Genomic DNA, 18,864 nt, shown 5'->3' with positions numbered 1-18,864 from the left:
CTCACAAAGCGTGGACAATCCAAGCGAATAACAACTGTCCGAGAAGGAGTCCCCCCATGAAAGGCGACGCACAAGTCATTTCCTGGCTACAAGCACAGCTGAAGAACGAGTTGACGGCGATCAACCAGTACTTCCTGCACTACCGCATGTACAAGCATTGGGGCTTCGACAAGCTGGCCAAGAAGGAATACGAAGAATCCATCGGCGAGATGAAGCACGCCGATTGGCTGATGGATCGCATCTTCACGCTCGACGGCCTGCCCAATCTGCAAGACTTGGGCAAGCTGCAAATCGGCGAGGACGTGCCCGAAGCCCTGGCCTGCGATCTGCGCCTGGAACTGACGGCCCAGCAGACCATCAAGGACGGCATTGCACACTGCGAATCCGTGCGTGACTATGTCTCGCGCGATTTGCTGCAAAAGATTTTGGACGACACCGAAGAACATATCGACTTCCTGGAAACCCAGATCGATCTGATCGACAAGGTCGGTACGCAGAACTATCTGCAGTCGCTGATGGGCGAGATCGAATAAAGATCCACAACCATTGAGCTGCTGATTGAAAGGACCTACGGGTCCTTTTTTGCGGCCTCAAATCCAACAGCAAATAACAATCATTCTCAATAAAGCTTATACTCAGCTTTACATTTCTTCGCATGCCAGCATGATTTCTTGACATAGGCCAGCCAGCGAACCGCTTGCTTCGTTTGCCTGTCCGCCATGCTGCACTCCTCGTCTACCTGCTTTTCATCGCCAAGGGCGACTCCTCCGCGCATTGCCGCTGCGGCCCCCGGCTGCGACCATCTCTGCCGCCTTGCTCCGACAGCGCAGGAGGCGGCATGAAAGCCACATATCCCCTGACGCCTTATCGCCTCGCCGTGGCCTCGCGCACCGTGGCCGCCACCCTGGGTGGCTATGCCCTGGCGGCGACCAGCACCGCAGCGCTGAGCCTGCTGCTCCACCCACCACTGGAGCGCGTGGAGGCGGTCATGACGGCCACCTTGCTGTCCTGGATCATCTACGCCATGGCGATTGGCTGGACCTTTTTTGCACGCACGGCCTGGCTGGCCTGGGCCGGCGTGCTGCTACCGGCTCTCGCCCTGGGAGCTGTCGTATATGGGCCATCCTGGTGGGGAGTCGCTGCATGACGCCCCCCCAGAGCAAAGCACAGGCCAAGAACCCGTCCTCGCCAGAGCAGGAGGGTTTTCGCCAGGCCATGTCCTGGCTGCATACCTGGTCGGGGCTGATTCTGGGCTGGATTCTGTTTGCAATTTTCGTCACCGGCACGCTGAGTTTTTTCAAGAACGAATTCAATCTCTGGATGCGACCCGAGCTGCACGGCCTGCCGGCGGCCGACAGCGAAGTCCCTCAACGTGCCCAGGCCGCGCTGCACCGGCATGCGCCGGGCGTGAGCAACTTCATCCTGCGCCTGCCCGATGAGCGCACACCTGCAGTCAACCTGCTGTGGCGCGATCAGGCCAATAGCCGTTTTCAGACCCTGTTGCTGCACCCACAGACCGGTGCGGTGCTGGACGCCAGGGAAACCGCTGGCGGTGAATTTTTCTACCGCTTTCACTTTGAGCTGCGCACTGCCCACAAAGGCCGCTGGACTATTCAAGGCCGCTGGGTGGTGGGCGCTGCCACGCTGCTGATGTTCATCGCCTTGCTGACCGGCATCGTCACGCACCGCCGCATCTTCAAGGACTTCTTCACTTTTCGCCCGCGCAAAGGCGGGCAACGCGCCTGGCTGGATGCCCACAATGTCTCGGGCGTGCTCGTGCTGCCGTTTTATCTGATGATCACCTTCAGCGGTCTGATGATCTTTCACGCCATGTATATGCCGGCCGGCATCACCGCCGCCTACCCTGGCGACAAGGGAACGGACACGCAAAGTTATTTTGCCGAGCTGCAAGGCGACGAACCCAGTGCCCGCAGCGCGCGGCGCGGCCGCAACGAACAGGCCTCGCCCCTGCCCTTGCTGGATCTGGCGCCCATGCTTGCCCAGGCCAGCCAGCTATGGCAAGGCGGTCGTGTCGGCAGCATCACGGTGCGCAGCGACAGCCAGGGTCCACTGGTGGAAATCACCCGCCACGATGGCGACCGGCTGCAATACGGCCCGGCCCGGCTGCGCTTCGATGGCAGCACCGGCCAGTTGCAAACCCAGGTCGATCCGCAAAGTCCGGCCATCAAGACCTATGGCGTGCTCTATGGCCTGCACATGGGGCGCTTTGCCGATACCGGGACACGCTGGGCACTGTTTGGCTTTGGCGTCATGGGCTCGCTGATGATTGCCTCGGGCCTGGTCCTGTGGTCCGTCAAGCGCCGCGCCCAGGCTCTGCGCAAGACGCCAGCCGCCAAGCTCCCTTTTGGTGAAAGGCTGGTGGCCAGTTTCAATATCGGTCTCATGGGCGGTCTGCCACTGGCGATTGCGGTTTATCTGTTGGCCAATCGCCTGCTGCCCGTGGAGATGGCTGGCAGGCCCGATGCCGAACTGTCTTGTTTCTTCGGCACCTGGGCGCTGGGCTTGCTGTTAGGCCTGATCTGGCCTTTGCGCCAAGGCTGGGTGCTGGTGCTCGGTGCGGCGGCCGCCGCTTACCTGGCCCTGCCCCTGGTCAATGCCTTGACCACCTCCACCCATCTGGGCATCAGCCTGCCGGCCCGTGACTGGGCCTGGGCCGGCATGGATCTGGGTTTTGCCGCTACGGGCCTGATGCTTGCTGCCATCACCTGGCATTTGCTGCAGCGCAAGACCCAACCCACAGCCAAGCATGCAGCCCCCGCCAAGGCCAGCCCCCAGTTGATCCAAGGTGGCAACACCGCACGGGAGGCATAAGAAATGCTGCTCGATTTTCTGCTGTGCTTTGCCGCCTGGACGGCTCTGGCACTGGCCATGGACCGACATCATGAAGACGCCTGGCCGGGTATAGCCAGTGAAGCCCCTGCCGCCGTACTTCGCCGCCAGCGCCTGGCTCAGGTAGGCTGGGCCTTGCTGGCCCTGTCGCTGGGCATGGCCCTGGGCTTTCCGGGTGCGACCACGGTCGCCATGTCGGCGGTGGTATGGACGGCAGCCCTGTCCCTGTCGGCCCTGGCCGCTACCGCCCTGGCCACCTGGCAACCACAGCGCCTACCCAGGCTTGGCATGGCGGCGCTAGCGCTGGCACTGCCTGTTTTGGCTTTCAGCCACCTCAGCCTTTGATGGACTGAACGGCCTCAGGCCTCGGTTCACTTCGCGAATCAAAAAGCCACTCAGCGCACGTGAATCTTGCGCAGGCAGCTATCCACTCAATAGCAATCCCGGTCATCACCGGGGAAAGACATCGTTCATGCGTCACTTTCATCACCCCCTCGGCCTCGCCACGCTGCTGTGTGCCAGCCTGGGCACAGCCCAAGCCCATCAGGTCTGGCTGGAAAACAATGACGGCCAAGCCCAGTTGTTCTTTGGTGAATTCAACGACAACCTGCGCGAGACCTCGCCCGGTGCTCTGGACAAGTTTCTGGCCACACCAACGCTTACCCAGCAGACGGCCAGCGGCACGCAACAACTGGCAGGCAAGCCAACCGGCTCGGGCTTTAGCTACAGCACAGCAAGCCAGGCCCAAACCCTGTTCGCCAGCGCAGCCTATCCGCTGATTGAGCGCAGCCAGCGCAATGAAGCAGCCTTGCTGTGGGTACCTACAGCCCGCTGGGTGGCCGCGCCGGCACAGGCCGTGGCCGCCAATGCACGGGCCTTGGATCTGGTGCCCACGGGCCAGTCAGGCCAATTCCAGGTGAGCTTCAACGGCCAGCCCCTGCCCAAGGCCAAGGTGCAGATCGCCGCCCCCTCGGGCTGGTCGCGCGAGGCGCAAAGCGACGAGCAAGGCCGGGTGAACTTTGCCCTGCCCTGGAAAGGCCTGTACGTGGCCGAAGTGCATCACAGCGACAAGCAAGGCGGCGAAGCGCAGGGCAAGCGTTATGGCGAAGCCAGCTATGTGACCACGCTGAGTTTCAGCGTCAAGGACGGCATGCCATCGCCCGCCCTGCCATCCGCAGCCAAGCCTTGATCACAGCGTCCGCAGCCCATCCATCATTTCAACTCTGGCGGCCTTTCCCGAGGCCAGTCACCGAATAGCACCATGAACCCACAACTCCCCGGCATGCCCAGCCGATTGCCGCTGACCTTGCTCAGCGCCCTGACCTGCCTGAGCCTGGGCGCTCAGGCTCAGACCTCCGCCCCCACCGTCAGTGCAGACGGCAGCAGCGAAGTCATGCTGGCCCCCGTCACCGTGCAAGACAGCCTGGGCGGCGAAACCGCCACCGGCCCGGTCAGCGGCTTTGTGGCCCGGCGTGCGATGTCAGCCACCAAGACCGACACGCCCTTGATCGAAACGCCGCAAGCCATCAGCGTGGTCACACGCGATCAGTTCGAGGCCCAGGGCGTGACCACGCTGCGCGAGACCACGCGTTATACGGCGGGCGTCAATTCCAGCTATTTCGACAACCGCGTGGACTCCTTCAAGGCCCGCGGCGGCGATGTCAGTCAGTACCAGGACGGGCTGCTGCGCACTTACGGTACCTACAACAACATCAAGGTCGAGCCCTATACGCTGGAGCGCGTGGAGTTTCTGCGCGGCCCCTCCTCCGTGCTCTACGGCCAAGGCAGCGTGGGCGGCGTGCTCAATCTGACCAGCAAGCGCCCGCAAGCCGAGCGCCTGCACGAAGTACAGGTACAACTGGGTAGCCACGGTCGCAAGCAGATCGCCAGCGATCTGACGGGCGCCATGGACGCAGAAGGCAAGTGGCTGTACCGCCTGGTGGCCGTGGGCCGCGACAGCGACACCCAGGTCGATCATGTCAAGGACGACCGTGTGGTGATCGCGCCCTCGCTGACCTACCGCCCCAGCACCGACACCTCGCTGACGCTGCAAGCCATGTACCACAAGGACAAGAGCGGCTCCATCACCCAGTTCTTCCCCTGGCAAGGGACGCGCCTGCCCAGCCCTTACGGCCAGATTCCGACCCGCACCTTTATCAGCGAACCGGGCTGGGACAAATACGACTCAGAAAACAAATCCTTTGGCTATTTGTTCAGCCACCGCCTGAACGAGCAATGGACGCTGCGCCAAAACCTGCGCCGCACCATCAGCGAAGTGGACTACCGCACGCTGTACACCAGCTTTGCCGCCAACGCCGCCACGGGCCGACCCGCACGCCCGGTGTTTGATGCCAACGGCCGCACCGTGCAGCGCGATGCCGTGTGGCAGATCAACGGCGGACGCATGCTGCTGCTCGATACGCAGCTGGAAGGCCAGCTGCAAACCGGTGCCGTCCAGCACACGCTGCTGGCCGGCATGGACTGGCAGCGCAATACCAGCAGCCAATCCAACTGGCGCGGACCGGGCACACCACTGGATGTCTACAACCCCGTGTACGGTACGTTCACCCCGCCCTCAGCCTCCAAACTGGTGCGTGCACCCAATGTGGCGCAGCGCCAGCTCGGCTTTTATCTCCAGGACCAGTTGCGCTGGGGCCCTTGGACCGCCACGGTAGGCCTGCGCCACGACAAGGCCAAGACCGAAACCGAAGGTCGCCCTGCGGCAGCTGCCGACGACTCGGCCACCACCAAGCGTGTGGGCGTGACCTACCAGGCCGGTGGCGGCTGGGCACCGTATGTCAGCTATACCGAGTCCTTCCAGCCTCTGGGAGGCGTGGATTTTTATGGCACGCCGTTCAAACCCCAGCGCGGCAAGCAGGTGGAAGCCGGCGTCAAATGGATTCCCGAGGGCAAGGGCATCTCCGGCTATGCCGCGGTGTACGGCCTACGCGAACAAAACCGCAAGACCAATGACCCGGCCAATCCCCTCAACAGCCTGCAACTGGGCGAGGTCAAGACTCAGGGCTTTGAGGCCGAGCTGATCGCCAGCCTGGCCAGGAACTGGGACTGGACGCTGGCCTATGCCTATACGGACGCAAAAATCAGCCGCAGCAACGCCGGCGACCAGGGTCAGCGCGTGGCCGCTGTGTCCCGCCACATGGCGTCGAGCTGGCTGATGCATCGCTTTGCCGCCCAGGGCAGAGGCGGCTGGAGTGTGGGCGCCGGTCTGCGCTATGTCGGTCCGCAGTGGAGCGGCACTTCGGCCATCAGCACGCCCTCTTCCCTGCTGGCAGACGCCATGGTGGCTTATGACGCCGGCGACTGGCGCCTGGCCCTCCATGCCAACAATATCGGCGACAAGGTGGTGATCACCCAATGCCTGTCGCGCGGCGACTGCTTCTACGGCGAACGCCGCAACTTCTTGCTGACCGCCACCTACCGTTATTGAACTGGCGAACGCGGCTATCGCCGTCATCGCGTCTCAGAAATGAAAACGCGGACCACGTCCCAATGCCGTTCACTGAAGCCAGTGAGCGGCATTTTTATACCTGTCCATCGCTCATACGCAGACCCCGTTGTTTCACACATCCTGGCTCTGAGGAGCGGCAAGGCGCACAAACTCCCGGATTTATACGAGCTGCCCCTGTGCATTGATCCGCAATGGATCGCACATACCTTGGCCCGCTTTGCTTTGTCAAAGCCCCGTGGGGAAGTGCACACCCGCGCGTTGTGCCGCTTGCACGATGTGCGTGGCCATGGCCTGCTGGGCAAGTTCGGGCCGACCTTGGGACAAGGCATCAATGATGGCCGCATGCTCCTCGCACGTGGCATGGCGCGCGCCGCGCCGGTAAAACGGCAGACGCTGACTTTCCTGCATGACTTCACCGCTGCCGCGCAATACATCGGCGATGGCATGGTTGCCCGAGATGGTGGCGATCTGCAGGTGGAAGTCGAAGTCCAGCCGGCTGGCCTGCGCAAAATCGTCCCGTTCAATACTCTGCTGCATGGCACGCAGGTTGGTCTGCATGGTGGCCACATCTTCGGGCTGCATCACCAGGGCCGCCAAACGGGCGGCAAAACCCTCCAGCGCATAGCGCAACTGGTAGACATCGTTGAGGGCATGAGAATCGGCAAAGCGCCAGACCTCGCCGGAGGGCTGCGCTTCAGCTGTCTCCGTCACATACATGCCCTTGCCAGGCCGCGCCACAACCAGCCCCAGGCCTTGCAACGTGGACAGCGCTTCGCGCAACGAGGTCCGGCTGATGCCTAACTGCTCCGACAGATCTCGCTGCGAAGGCAGCAGCGAACCCACCGGATAGACGCCGTCGTCTATCCACTCCCGAATCACGCGGGCGGCGTGGCTGGCAACGGCAAGGCTGGTGGCGCTGGTGGATTCCATACAGTAGGGTCAGTCATCGAAACAGAGGTGGTGCATCCGATCTTAGCGACTGTCCCACTGCCTTCGACTTATTCTCTGCCCCTTTCCTTACTTGTTGACCAGCTTGGCTGGCACGGTATAGGTCAGAAAAGCGCCGAACAGCAACACGCCTGCCAGCACGTACATGGCTGCATTGGTGCTTTGCGTTGCATCCTTGATCAGACCGATCATGTAGGGGCTGATGAATCCGGCCAGATTGGCAAAGGAGTTGATCAACGCGATGCCGGCCGCCGCACCAGCACTGGACAAAATAGCCGTGGGCAGACTCCAGAACAAAGGAGAAGTCGCCAAGCTTCCTCCTGCCGCCAGGGCCAGAGCGGCCAGCGACAGATAGACATTGCCGCTGAAGACTGCCGACAGCATCAGGCCCAGCGCACCCACACAAAAGGGCACGATCAAATGCCAGCGGCGCTCGCGCATGCGGTCCGAGCTGCGGCTGACCAGGTTCATGGATACCACGGCAACCGAGAATGGAATCGCCGTGAGCAAGCCGATATGGAAGGCGCCCTCCACCCCCGACTGGCGGATCAGACTGGGCAACCAGAAGGTCAGTCCGTACTGGCCCATGACGGTACAAAAGCAGATCATGGCCATTTTGATGATGCGCGGGTCTGCAAACAACGCACGCAACGTCATATGGCTGTCGCTTTTGCTGGCGTTCTCACGGGCAATATTGCGCTCCAGCAGAGTCTTCTCGGCCTCGGTCAGCCAGCGTGCACTGCGGATGCTGTTGTCCAGATACCAGAGCACGGCCAGACCCAGAATCAAAGAAGGAATGGCTTCAAGCAGAAACAGCCATTGCCAGCCATGCATACCAGCCACACCCTGCATCAGCTCCATGATGCCGCCAGACAAAGGCCCACCGACAATGCCCGAAACTGGTATCGCACACATGAACAGCGCCACCATGCGGGCGCGCCTGTATGAGGGAAACCAGTAGGTCATGTACAAAATCATGCCGGGGTAAAAGCCTGCCTCGGCAGCGCCCAGCAAAAAGCGCAGCACATAAAACTGCGTGGGCGTGGTCACGAACATCATGGCGGCCGAGATCAGGCTCCACATGATCATGATGCGCGAAATGGTGGCTTTGGCGCCTATGCGATGCATCAGCATATTGCTGGGCACTTCGAAGAAGAAATAACCGATAAAGAACAGCCCCGCGCCCAAGCCATACATGGCCTCACTGAACTGCAGATCGGCCAGCATGTTGAGCTTGGCAAAGCCCACATTCACCCGGTCCAGATAGGCTGCCACGTAGCAGGCCATGATGAAGGGCAGCAGGCGCCAAGCCACCTTGCGGTAAACGGCGGCCTCGGCAGGTGTTTCACTGGCCAGAGCCGGAGCCGTGCCGGCGCCCTCGGCAGATGCAGGAAAGGATGACATCAGGGAGTCCTCGATTGAAGGGTTTGAATCAACTGGTATTACCGGTCTTAATTTACGAAGCGAACGTTATCTGCACTTCAATGCCGTGCACACTCGCATTTACCCCTATCAAAAGGTAGCAGAACTCCTTTCCCGTAGATTTGACAAAGCTTCGATTCCTCTACAAACTGGTATTACCAGTATGAAAACAAGAGGAAAGATTTCGTGAACACCTCGTTAGAGACCCGCCCGACCAGAATTCGCCTGCTCGCCCAGCCACTCACCGTCGAGGCCTTCGCCGAGTTCGGCGAAGTCATCTCCAGCGATGGCAACACGCCATTGCTGATCAACGACGGCATGACCGAGCGCTTTCACGCCCTGGCCCGTGTGGACACCGGAGATCACGGAGGTCACGCACTGATCAACCTGTTTCATGCTCAGCCCTATGCGCTGCCCATGACACTGTCAAGCATGGAACGCCATCCTCTTGGCAGCCAGGCCTTCATGCCACTGGATGCACAGCCTTTCATCGTGGTGGTTGCCCCCATAGGCGAACACGTAGAGCCTGCCGATCTGCGCGCCTTCATCACCGATGGACGCCAGGGCGTGAACTATCGACGAGGCGTCTGGCATCACTCTCTGATCGCCCTGGATACGCCTGCGCGCTTCATGGTGGTAGACCGCGGGGGGCCGGGCGACAACTGCGATGTAGTGCCTATAGGCGATGGAGCAGGAGTCGTGCTGGAACTGGAAGTAGCCCAGCCCTGACAGGAGTTGCCGACGCGCAGAACAAAGCCGCCCAAGGGCGGCTTTGTTCTATACGGCCATGGCGTTTCTGCGCTTCAGGTCGGCAGCAGAAAATCGTGACTGATGCCCTGGCCCAGGTCGTTGACCCGGTCCAGAAACTGGGTCAGATAGGCATGCAGCCCTGTGGTCAGGATTTCATCAATGCGACCGTACTGCAGATCCGCCAACAGGCGACCGGCCTTGCGCTGCGTCTCCTGGGAGTGGTTGTTCTTTACCCGTTCCAGGTTCTGCACGACTTCACGCAAGCAGGCGTGCAGAGAGCGCGGCATGTCTGCACGCAGCATCAGCAGTTCGGCCACTCGCTCGGGCGTGATGACATCGCGATAGACCTTGCGATAGACCTCGAAAGCCGAGACGCTGCGCAGCAGGGCGCTCCAGTGATAGAAGTCGAAATTGTGCACATTGCGCCCACGCGGTATGCCGTGGTAATCGCGCTCGATGGCATGGAATTTCACGTCCAGCAAGCGGGCCGTGTTGTCAGCCCGCTCCACAAAAGTGCCCAGGCGCACAAAGTGCAAGGCCTCGTCCTTGAGCATGGTGCCCAAGGTCACGCCGCGCCACAGATGGGAGCGGTATTTGACCCACTCAAAAAACTGCCCCGGGTCTTCGCGCCACACACCTTGATCAAACTGGCGCTGCATGGCCAGCCAGGTCTGGTTTTGCGTCTCCCAGGATTCCGTGGTCAACGCCCCGCGCACCGCGCGCGCGTTCTCGCGTGCAGCCTTGAGGCAGGAATAAATGGACGACGGATTGAATTCGTCGGCCACCATGAATTTCATCACCGACTCACGATCCACCGTGCCGTATTTTTCATGAAAGGCCGGAATCAGTTCGCTGATGGAAAGCACGCTGTGCCAGCCACGCTTTGAATTGCTGATGGCGTGAGGCAGCATCGCCGTGTCGTACGAGACACTGAGCATGCGGGCCGTGTTCTCCGCCCGCTCGGTATAGCGGGACATCCAGTACAAGTGGTCTGCGGTACGTGACAGCATCAGCGATCTCCCCCTGTATTTCCTTCTGCATCGGCGTTTTCATCTTCCAGCACCCAGGTGTCCTTGGTGCCCCCGCCTTGCGAGGAGTTCACGACCAGCGAGCCGTCCTTCAAAGCCACGCGCGTCAGGCCGCCCGCCACCATCTGCACCTGCGTGCCGCTCAGTACAAAAGGCCGTAAATCGATATGCCGGGGTGCGATGCCGCTTTCCACCATGGTGGGGCAGGTGGAGAGGCTCAAAGTGGGCTGGGCAATGTAACCGCTGGGGTTGGCCAGCAGCACGCGGCGAAAGTCTTCAATCTCGGCCTTGCTGGCCGCCGGGCCAATCAGCATGCCGTAGCCGCCAGCGCCGTGCACTTCCTTAACGACCAGCTCGTGCAGGTGATCGAGCACGTACTTGAAGTCATCTGGCTTGCGGCACAGCCAGGTGGGTACGTTCTGCAAAATCGGCTCTTCGCCCAGGTAGAAACGAATCATCTCCGGCACATAGGGGTAGACCGATTTGTCGTCGGCCAGGCCTGTGCCCACGGCATTGCAGATGTTGACATTGCCGGCGCGGTAAGCGCGCATCAAGCCCTTGCAGCCCAGCGTGGAAGTGGAGCGGAACACCTCGGGATCGAGAAAATCGTCGTCCACACGGCGATAGATCACATCCACGCGCTGCAAGCCCTGAGTGGTGCGCATATAGACCACGTCTTTTTCCACCACTAGATCCTGCCCTTCCACCAGTTCCACCCCCATTTGCTGGGCCAGAAAAGCATGCTCGAAGTAAGCACTGTTGTGCATGCCGGGGGTCAGCACCACCACAGTGGGCTCGATCACGCCTGAGGGTGCACTAGCACGCAAGGTGTCCTGCAGCATGTCGGGGTAATGAGCCACCGGCGCCACGACATGCTTGCCGAACAGATCGGGAAACAGCCGCATCATCATGCGGCGGTTTTCCAACATATAGGACACGCCCGAGGGCACGCGCAGATTGTCCTCCAGCACGTAGTAGACGCCGTTGCCCGCGGCATCGGGGGCGCGAACAATGTCTATGCCGGCGATGTTGGCATAGACATCGTTGGGCACCTTGATGCCTTCCATCTGAGGCCGGTACTGGCTGTTGCCGCGCACCAGAGCGTCGGGCACTATGCCTGCGCGCACGATGTCCTGCTGGTGATAGGCATCGTGAATGAAGCGATTCAAGGCCTTGACCCGCTGCACCAGGCCGGCTTGCATGCGCGTCCATTCATGGGCGGGAATGATGCGCGGAATCAGATCGAAGGGGATCAGCCGCTCCGTGCCGGCACCGCTCTCGTCCTTGTCGCCATAGACGGCAAACGTGATGCCCACGCGGCGAAAGACGATCTCGGCTTCGGCACTGCGGGCACGCAAATAGTCTTGCGATTGACCGCCCAGCCACTGCGCATAGTCCTTGTAATGGTCCCTCAGCGCGCCCTGATCGGCGGGTGAATTGAGATACATCTCATCAAATGTGCGCATTCTGTCCTCTCTAAGTACAACGCATGCATCCGGCCTGCGCTCGAGCCAGTGTAGCCATGCCGCAAGCGAACGCCAGCCATGGCCAACCCCGGTTCAGCCCCATGTTTGCGCATGCCAACGACGACTTCACTCCGGGCAATTTCATCATGCAAGCCACATGCCAGCTTTCCCGTGAAGCGGCAAAAATCAGGGCTCGGCCTCCAGATGAACGTCCCAATAATGCGCCCGAAACCGGCGCTCGCATTGCAGACTCTGCACCGAACCCGAGCTCCACAGCGCGGCACCGCAGCGGTCTTGCAAAACCAGTTGACTGCCCGCCTGCTCGTAGCGCTGCACCACGGCTGCGGCAGGGTGGCCAAAACGGTTGAGATAGCCCGCCTGGACCATGGCCCAGCGCGGCCTGAGGGCTTGCACCCAATTGGTGCTTGATGAGGTTTTGCTGCCGTGATGCGGCACCAGCAGCCAGTCGACAGGCCCGCCCAGGCCGCCAGCCAGCAACTGCTGCTCCTGCGCGGCTTCGATATCGCCTACCAACAAGGCCACGCGCCCGGAAGCAGAACGTATGCGCAACACGCAGCTGCCGGCATTCGGTGAGGGCTTGCGTGGTTTATCCCAGAAATCTGCAGCCGGATGCAAGACTTCAAACTCCACCCCGTCCCAGCGCCAGCGCTGGCCCGTGGTGCAGCGCTGCACCGGGGCCAGTGCGGCTAGCAGGGGCTCATCAATGACCGATTCCGAGCCCCAGACCTGAAGTTGCGGCTGGGCAGACTTGACGGCAAGGGCGCCGCCCGTGTGGTCGGCATCTCTGTGGCTGAGCATCAGCCGGTCAAGACGCACGCCCAAAGCGGAGAACAGCGGCAAAAGCACACGCTCGCCCGCATCGCTGCTTTGGCTGTACTGAGGGCCGGCGTCATACAGCAGGTGATGGGTCTGGGTGCTCACCAGCACCGCATTGCCCTGGCCTATATCTGCGGCCAGGAGTTCAAACTCGCCAAAGCCCACTCTGGCTTGCGGCCACCACAAAGCAGGTACACAGCAAAAAGCCAGCACCCAGCGCAAGCGCACTGGCAACGGCGCCACCAGCAGTAAACCGGCGCCCACAGCCGCCACACTGGCCCACCATGCGGGCTGCGGCAAGCTCCACACCGCCCAACTGGCCGCTGCCAGCCATTGCAAAAATTGCAGCAAAGGCAGCATCAGCCAGGCGGCAAGCGCTGCGGCCTGAGGAATCAAGGCACTGAGCAAGGCCAGTGGCGTCACCAGCAAGGTGACCCAGGGAATGGCAATCAGATTGGCCAGCAGGCCTACTACCGAGACTTGGCCGAACAGCAGCAGGCTCAAGGGTGCCAGCACCAGAGAAATCAGCCATTGCTCACGCCACAGGCCGGCCCCCTGGCGCAGCAAGCGTCGGCCGCGCGTTGGCTGCTGCGCGCTTTCCGCCTCAGGCTCCTGCTGCGCCCGACTGCCTGACAGCAGCACGCCCACGGCCACAAAACTGAGCCAGAAGCCGGCTTGCCACAGCGCCCACGGATCGGCCACCAGCACGGCGGCCAGCGCCAACAGCCACACCAGCGGCCAAGGCCAGCGCAGGCCCAGCCATTGCAGCAGCGCCACCACGGCCAGCATGCACACCGTGCGCTGCGCCGGCACGCCCCAGCCGCTGAACAGCGCATAGGCCAAGGCCAGCAGCACGCCAGCGAGCAAAGCCATGCGCGGCGCGGGCCAATACCGGCAGGCGCGAGCGCTGAGCCGCCACAGCCGCCCCACCAGCAAGGCCGCAATCCAGGCAAACATGGTGATGTGAAGGCCTGAGATGCTCATCAGATGCGCAACACCGGTCTGGCGAAACAGCGCCCAGTCGCTGCGCTCTATGGCCTGCTGATCGCCCACCGCCAGCGCTGCCACGACGCCTATCGCTTTTTGCCGGGTTGACGCATCGGTTGGTGGCCACCACTTTTTGAGCAGTTCGGCTTGTGCACGAATGCGATCTCGCAGCCATTGACGCCATCGCTGCAGCCGGTAGTCGGAGCCCAGATCCAGCAGCACAGGCACCGGTTTTTCGCGCACATAGCCCGTGGCCTGCACGCCCTGCTCCCATTGCTGCAACTCATAATCAAAGCCATGTGGATTGCGCGAGCCATGGGGGCGCTTGAGGCGCACCGTCATGCGCCAGCGCTGGCCCGGCACAAGAGCCCTGCCCTGCGCCCAGGGAGCGACTCTAGGCTTTGCCTCATCAATCTCCCGGCCAAACGCCCCATACCAGGACAGCTCAATCAGCGCCGGCACACTCGGCGTTTGCGTCTGTGCTTGGGGTTTATCCACGGCAAAACGCCAGCGCTGGCCGTTGCCCGTGTCCTGCAGCATGGAAGCAATCGTGCCCTCCACCTCTATATCGACGGCCTCCAGCGATGGAGGCAAGGTATGGGCCAGATAAGCATGGGCACGCCAGCCGCTGAGACCTGCCACCAGACAGGCTGCCGCCAGCAGCGGTCCCAGTTGCAGCCAGGCCGTTCGCGCCCAGGCCGACATGGAGTGTGCCCTGAAGCGCCATACGGCAAGCAACAGCAGTCCACCGCAGAGCAACAACATCGGATAGACCCAGAAGGCCCAGAGCCGGGCTTGCGTCACCTGCCAGGCAGCCCCCAGCACACAGCCGCACAGCGCCGCCACCCACGACGGACGCGAGCGCAATGCTCCGGCAGTGACCACGCTTGCAGACGACATCCGCCATGCTAGAGCGCGGCACCAGACCTGCCGATTGCGGCAATCCCTGCCCCAGCAGATCATGCAAGAAAACACCGCTAAGCGCAGATTTTCTGTGCGCTTTGCGCTATCAAATTCGTATCTCTACGTATCCATGTTCGCTGTCGGCTGCGACCCGGCAGGCTGCAGCCTGTGTCAAACTCATTGCCTCGTTTTGCCAACCCCTGGAGCTTTCATGAGCGTTTACGACAAACTCAAAGAACTCAACATCACCCTGCCCGAAGTCGCCGTGCCCGCAGCCGCCTATCTGCCGTATATGCAAAGCGGCAATCAGCTGTTCCTCAGCGGCCATGTGGCCAAGAAGAACGGCCAGCCCTGGGTGGGCAAACTGGGCGAGAACATGAGCACTGAAGAAGGCAAGCTGGCGGCGCGCGCCGTGGCGATTGACCTGCTGGGTACGCTGCACCATGCCACCGGCGGTGATCTGAACCGCATCAAGCGCATCGTCAAGGTCATGAGCCTGGTGAACTCCTCCACCAGTTTCACCGAGCAGCATCTGGTCACCAATGGCTGCAGCGAGCTGTTCGCCCAGGTGCTGGGCGAAGCCGGCAAGCATGCCCGCAGTGCCTTTGGTGTTGCGCAGATCCCCATGGGTTGCTGCGTGGAAATTGATCTGGTGGCCGAGCTGGCGGATTAAAAACCCCGGCCTTTCTCTGCCGGCCCCGGCCTCCTGCATGTCTGTGCCTGGCTGGGGCTGCACCACCGCATTGCGAACCTCATTGCCATCATGTCCACACCTTTAGTTCTCTCCATTCAATCGCATGTGGCTTACGGCCATGTGGGTAACGACGCGGCCATGCTGCCGCTGCAGCTGCTGGGCATAGAGCCGGTAGCCGTGCATACCGTGCAGTTCTCCAACCACACGGGCTATGGCGAGTTCAAAGGCCAGGTGTTCACGCCTGCGCATATCGGCGACGTGCTGGACGGCCTGCGCGCGCGTGGCGTGCTGTCGCGCTGCGTGGCCGTGCTCTCGGGCTATCTGGGCGATGCCGGTGTGGGCGAAGCCATCCTGGCCGCCGTGCAGGAAGTGCGTGCCACCCAGCCGGCAGCGCACTATCTGTGCGACCCGGTAATGGGCGACGTGGGGCGTGGCCTCTTCGTGCGCCCCGGCATTCCGGAGTTCCTGCGCAAGCGGGCGCTGTCCCAGGCCAGCGTGATTACGCCCAACCACTATGAGTTCGAGCTGCTGTGCGGCGGCAAGCCGCTGACCAGCGTGGCGGCAGCCATTGAGGCCGCACGCGGCATGCTGCCCCATATGCACCAGCATCCGTCGGCCTTGATAGCCATCACCAGTCTTCGCACCGAAGATCTTCCCTCCGAGCGTCTGGCCACGCTGGCCGTGACCGCTCGCGAGGCCTGGCTGGTCGAGACCCCGTTTGTGGATTTACAGCCCCTGCCCAATGGCATGGGCGATGTGTTTTCTGCCGTGTTGCTAGGCCATCTGATCCAGGGTGATGCCGCACCTGAGGCTGTCGCCAAGGCCGTCAGCACACTGTATGCCCTGGTAGCCAACACCGAGTCCGGCCAGCGCGATCTGCCGCTGGTCGCCTGCCAGGCCCAGATCCGGCAACCCACGCAGATCTTTAGCGCACGGTCGGTTTTGCTATGATTTTTTCTGCATTTTTCATGCACCAAAACTGCTGCTAGCCATTGATTAAAAAGCGCAAGCCGCTATGAAAAAAGCCGTACTTCATCAAAGTACGGCTTTGGTTTTTTGGCACCTGCAGCAGCGCCGGCTTATTCCACGCGGGTTACCGTCTGGGGCTTGAAGCCCAGGTCCGCCGCCTTGCCCTTGCGGCCGCGCGTGCCACGGGCGTTGTTGAGGCTGCGGATCTCCAGCGACTCGCTGCGCACCTTGCCGCCACGGCCAATGCCGTCAAGGCGGATGCTGCGGGTATAAGCTGCAGCACCGGCCAGCGTGTCCTTGTCTTCCAGACCCAGCAGCATCAGGCCCCGTCCGCCCTTGGGCATGGCTTTGAGCTCGCTGATCTCGAAAGTCAGAATGCGACCGCCCACCGAAGCACAGATCACATGGCTGGCAGGTGCCAGCAGACCCGCGCCCTGCTCGCCGCCAGGCACATGCTCGGCGCGCGCATTCATGGGAACGCCATGCACCACCGATGGCGCGCACAGCGTCTCACCCTCGCCCAGCGAGACAAAAGCCTTGCCCGCCTTCTGGCGCGAAATCATGTCGCCCACGGTCGCCGTAAAGCCGTAACCGCCCGAGCCGGACAGCAGCTGCTGCGTGCTTTCCGCCCCGGCAAAGTAATACAGCAGCTGCGTGCCCGCCTCCAGCTCGATCAGCGTGGTCACCGGCTGACCGTCGCCACGCCCGCCGGGCAGGGCAGAGACCGGCACAGAGTAGACCCGGCCGTTGCTGCCAAAGGCGATGAGCTGATCCACCGTGCGGCATTCGAACGTGCCGTGCAGGCTGTCGCCGGCCTTGAAGCTCAGTGTCTCCGCCTCCACGCCATGGCCGTTGCGCGTGCGTATCCAGCCCTTGTCGGAGATGATGACGGTGGTCGGTTCGTCCACCACCTTGACTTCGGCCACCACCTTTTTTTCTTCCTGGATCAGGGTGCGGCGCTCGTCGCCAAAGGTCTTGGTATCGGCCTCGATTTCCTTGCAGATCAGGCGGCGCAAAGTGGTTTCGCTGCCCAGAATGTCTTCCAGCTTGCCTTGCTCGGTGCGCAGCTCCTTGAGCTCCTGCTCGATCTTGATGGCTTCCAGCCGTGCCAGCTGGCGCAGTCGGATTTCAAGAATGTCCTCGGCCTGGCGGTCGGAGAGATGGAACTCATCAATCAAGGCCTGCTTGGGCTCATCGCTGGCGCGGATGATGGCAATGACCTTGTCGATATTGAGCAGAACCGCCTGACGGCCTTCCAGAATATGAATCCGGTCCAGCACCTTGTTCAGGCGGTGCTGGCTGCGGCGCGTCACCGTCTGGAAGCGGAAGGCAATCCACTCTTCCAGCATCTGGCGCAGCGACTTTTGCACTGGCCGCCCATCAAGACCGATGCTGGTCAGATTGATGGAGCTGGACGACTCCAGGCTGGTGTGAGCCAGCAGCGCCGTGATCAGCTCCGATTGCGGAATCTTGCCCGTCTTGGGCTCGAACACGATGCGCACCGGCGAATCCTTGCTCGATTCGTCGCGCACGCCGTCAAGCACCGCCAGCATGCTGGCCTTGAGCTGGGTCTGATCCTGTGTGAGCGTTTTCTTGCCGGTCTTGACCTTGGGGTTGGTAATGTCCTCGATCTCTTCGAGCACCTTCTGGGCCGAAACGCCGGGCGGCAGCTCCGTCACCACCATCTGCCACTGGCCGCGTGCCAGCTCCTCGATTTTCCAGCGCGCGCGCACCTTGAGGCTGCCGCGACCGGTGCGGTAGGCCTCGGCAATATCGTGGCTGCTGCTGATGATCTGGCCTCCACCCGGATAGTCGGGGCCTGGAATCATTTCATTGAGTTCCGCATCCGGCAAGCCCGGTTTCTTGATCAAGGCCACGCAGGCGCCAGCCACTTCGCGCAGGTTATGGCTGGGGATTTCGGTGGCCATGCCCACGGCAATGCCACTGGCGCCATTGAGCAAAGCAAACGGCAGGCGGGCCGGCAGCTGCTTGGGCTCTTCGGTGCTGCCGTCGTAATTGGGCACAAAGTCCACCGTGCCCATATCGATTTCATCGAGCAGCAGGCCGGTGATCTTGGACAGACGCGCTTCGGTGTAACGCATGGCGGCTGCGCCATCGCCGTCACGGCTGCCGAAGTTGCCCTGGCCGTCGACCAACGGGTAGCGCTGATTGAAGTCCTGCGCCATGCGCACCAGAGCGTCATAGGCCGACTGATCGCCATGCGGGTGAAAGCGACCCAGCACATCACCCACCACGCGGGCACTCTTGACGGGTCTGGCCGCCGTGTTGCCGGTAGGCCCGCCATAGGACAGGCCCATGCGGTCCATGGCGTACAAAATACGGCGCTGCACGGGCTTCAAGCCATCGCTGACATCGGGAAGGGCGCGGCCCTTGACCACCGACAGCGCATATTCAAGATAGGCGCGCTGGGCATATTGCCCCAGATCCAATGCGTCGCCTGCGGCCTGCTCGGCCAAATCCAAAGTGCTCTGATCGCTCATGAAAAAACTGCTGAATTCAAATTCTTGTTATGCAGGGCAA

At 61.8% G+C, this 18,864-nt stretch carries 15 protein-coding genes; 9 read left to right on the top strand and 6 right to left on the bottom strand.

Going from position 1 to position 18,864, the window contains the following annotated elements:
- The first annotated feature begins 56 nt into the window (after nucleotides 1-56).
- From bfr to EAO39_RS06700, 6 genes are all read left to right on the top strand, one after another.
- Nucleotides 57-533: a bacterioferritin gene (bfr, locus tag EAO39_RS06725; protein ID WP_120966729.1), complete on the top strand. Its 477-nt coding sequence runs from the start codon at nucleotides 57-59 to the stop codon at nucleotides 531-533.
- Between the two features lie 305 nt (nucleotides 534-838).
- Entirely contained in the window at nucleotides 839-1,147 is a 309-nt protein-coding gene (locus EAO39_RS06720; RefSeq protein ID WP_120966728.1) for a DUF3649 domain-containing protein, read from the top strand.
- Complete coding sequence (locus tag EAO39_RS06715) at nucleotides 1,144-2,832, top strand: PepSY-associated TM helix domain-containing protein (RefSeq protein WP_120966727.1); 1,689 nt, start codon at nucleotides 1,144-1,146, stop codon at nucleotides 2,830-2,832. Before EAO39_RS06720 ends, EAO39_RS06715 begins: the two co-directional genes overlap by 4 nt.
- A 3-nt stretch (nucleotides 2,833-2,835) precedes the next feature.
- On the top strand, nucleotides 2,836-3,195 hold the full coding sequence (locus tag EAO39_RS06710; RefSeq protein WP_120966726.1) for a DUF3325 domain-containing protein: 360 nt from the start codon (nucleotides 2,836-2,838) through the stop codon (nucleotides 3,193-3,195).
- Between the two features lie 127 nt (nucleotides 3,196-3,322).
- On the top strand, nucleotides 3,323-4,039 hold the full coding sequence (locus EAO39_RS06705; protein WP_120966725.1) for a DUF4198 domain-containing protein: 717 nt from the start codon (nucleotides 3,323-3,325) through the stop codon (nucleotides 4,037-4,039).
- A 72-nt stretch (nucleotides 4,040-4,111) separates the two neighbouring features.
- Entirely contained in the window at nucleotides 4,112-6,298 is a 2,187-nt protein-coding gene (locus tag EAO39_RS06700; RefSeq protein WP_120966724.1) for a TonB-dependent siderophore receptor, read from the top strand.
- Nucleotides 6,299-6,544: 246 nt separating this feature from the next.
- Here the strand turns inward: EAO39_RS06700 and EAO39_RS06695 are convergent, their stop codons facing one another.
- Both EAO39_RS06695 and EAO39_RS06690 read right to left on the bottom strand, forming a co-directional pair.
- Nucleotides 6,545-7,249, bottom strand: coding sequence for a FadR/GntR family transcriptional regulator (locus EAO39_RS06695; protein ID WP_120966723.1), 705 nt, complete (start codon nucleotides 7,247-7,249; stop codon nucleotides 6,545-6,547).
- 87 nt (nucleotides 7,250-7,336) lie between these two features.
- Nucleotides 7,337-8,671, bottom strand: coding sequence for an MFS transporter (locus tag EAO39_RS06690; RefSeq protein ID WP_120966722.1), 1,335 nt, complete (start codon nucleotides 8,669-8,671; stop codon nucleotides 7,337-7,339).
- A 204-nt stretch (nucleotides 8,672-8,875) separates the two neighbouring features.
- On the opposite strand from EAO39_RS06690, the gene EAO39_RS06685 reads away from it, so the two are divergent.
- The gene (locus tag EAO39_RS06685; protein WP_120966721.1) at nucleotides 8,876-9,418 is read left to right on the top strand and encodes an ureidoglycolate lyase; all 543 of its coding nucleotides are present in this window, start codon (nucleotides 8,876-8,878) and stop codon (nucleotides 9,416-9,418) included.
- 74 nt (nucleotides 9,419-9,492) lie between these two features.
- On the opposite strand, the gene EAO39_RS06680 is transcribed toward EAO39_RS06685, so the two are convergent.
- From EAO39_RS06680 to EAO39_RS06670, 3 genes are all read right to left on the bottom strand, one after another.
- On the bottom strand, nucleotides 9,493-10,449 hold the full coding sequence (locus EAO39_RS06680) for an alpha-E domain-containing protein (protein WP_120966720.1): 957 nt from the start codon (nucleotides 10,447-10,449) through the stop codon (nucleotides 9,493-9,495).
- On the bottom strand, nucleotides 10,449-11,933 hold the full coding sequence (locus tag EAO39_RS06675) for a circularly permuted type 2 ATP-grasp protein (protein ID WP_120966719.1): 1,485 nt from the start codon (nucleotides 11,931-11,933) through the stop codon (nucleotides 10,449-10,451). Before EAO39_RS06675 ends, EAO39_RS06680 begins: the two co-directional genes overlap by 1 nt.
- Before the next feature lie 186 nt (nucleotides 11,934-12,119).
- Nucleotides 12,120-14,657, bottom strand: a complete 2,538-nt coding sequence (locus EAO39_RS06670) for a DNA internalization-related competence protein ComEC/Rec2 (protein WP_120966718.1) — start codon at nucleotides 14,655-14,657, stop codon at nucleotides 12,120-12,122.
- A 214-nt stretch (nucleotides 14,658-14,871) separates the two neighbouring features.
- On the opposite strand from EAO39_RS06670, the gene EAO39_RS06665 reads away from it, so the two are divergent.
- The gene (locus EAO39_RS06665) at nucleotides 14,872-15,333 is read left to right on the top strand and encodes a RidA family protein (RefSeq protein WP_120966717.1); all 462 of its coding nucleotides are present in this window, start codon (nucleotides 14,872-14,874) and stop codon (nucleotides 15,331-15,333) included.
- A gap of 90 nt (nucleotides 15,334-15,423) precedes the next feature.
- Nucleotides 15,424-16,305, top strand: a complete 882-nt coding sequence (pdxY, locus tag EAO39_RS06660) for a pyridoxal kinase PdxY (RefSeq protein WP_120966716.1) — start codon at nucleotides 15,424-15,426, stop codon at nucleotides 16,303-16,305.
- A gap of 128 nt (nucleotides 16,306-16,433) precedes the next feature.
- Here pdxY and parC read toward each other — a convergent pair whose 3' ends face one another.
- A complete protein-coding gene (parC, locus tag EAO39_RS06655) occupies nucleotides 16,434-18,824 on the bottom strand; it encodes a DNA topoisomerase IV subunit A (protein ID WP_120966715.1) in 2,391 nt (796 codons plus the stop codon).
- Nucleotides 18,825-18,864: the final 40 nt, after the last annotated feature.

The organism is Comamonas sp. lk (assembly GCF_900564145.1).
Classification (GTDB): Bacteria; Pseudomonadota; Gammaproteobacteria; order Burkholderiales; family Burkholderiaceae_C; genus Comamonas.
This window is presented reverse-complemented; position numbering and strand designations above follow the sequence as displayed.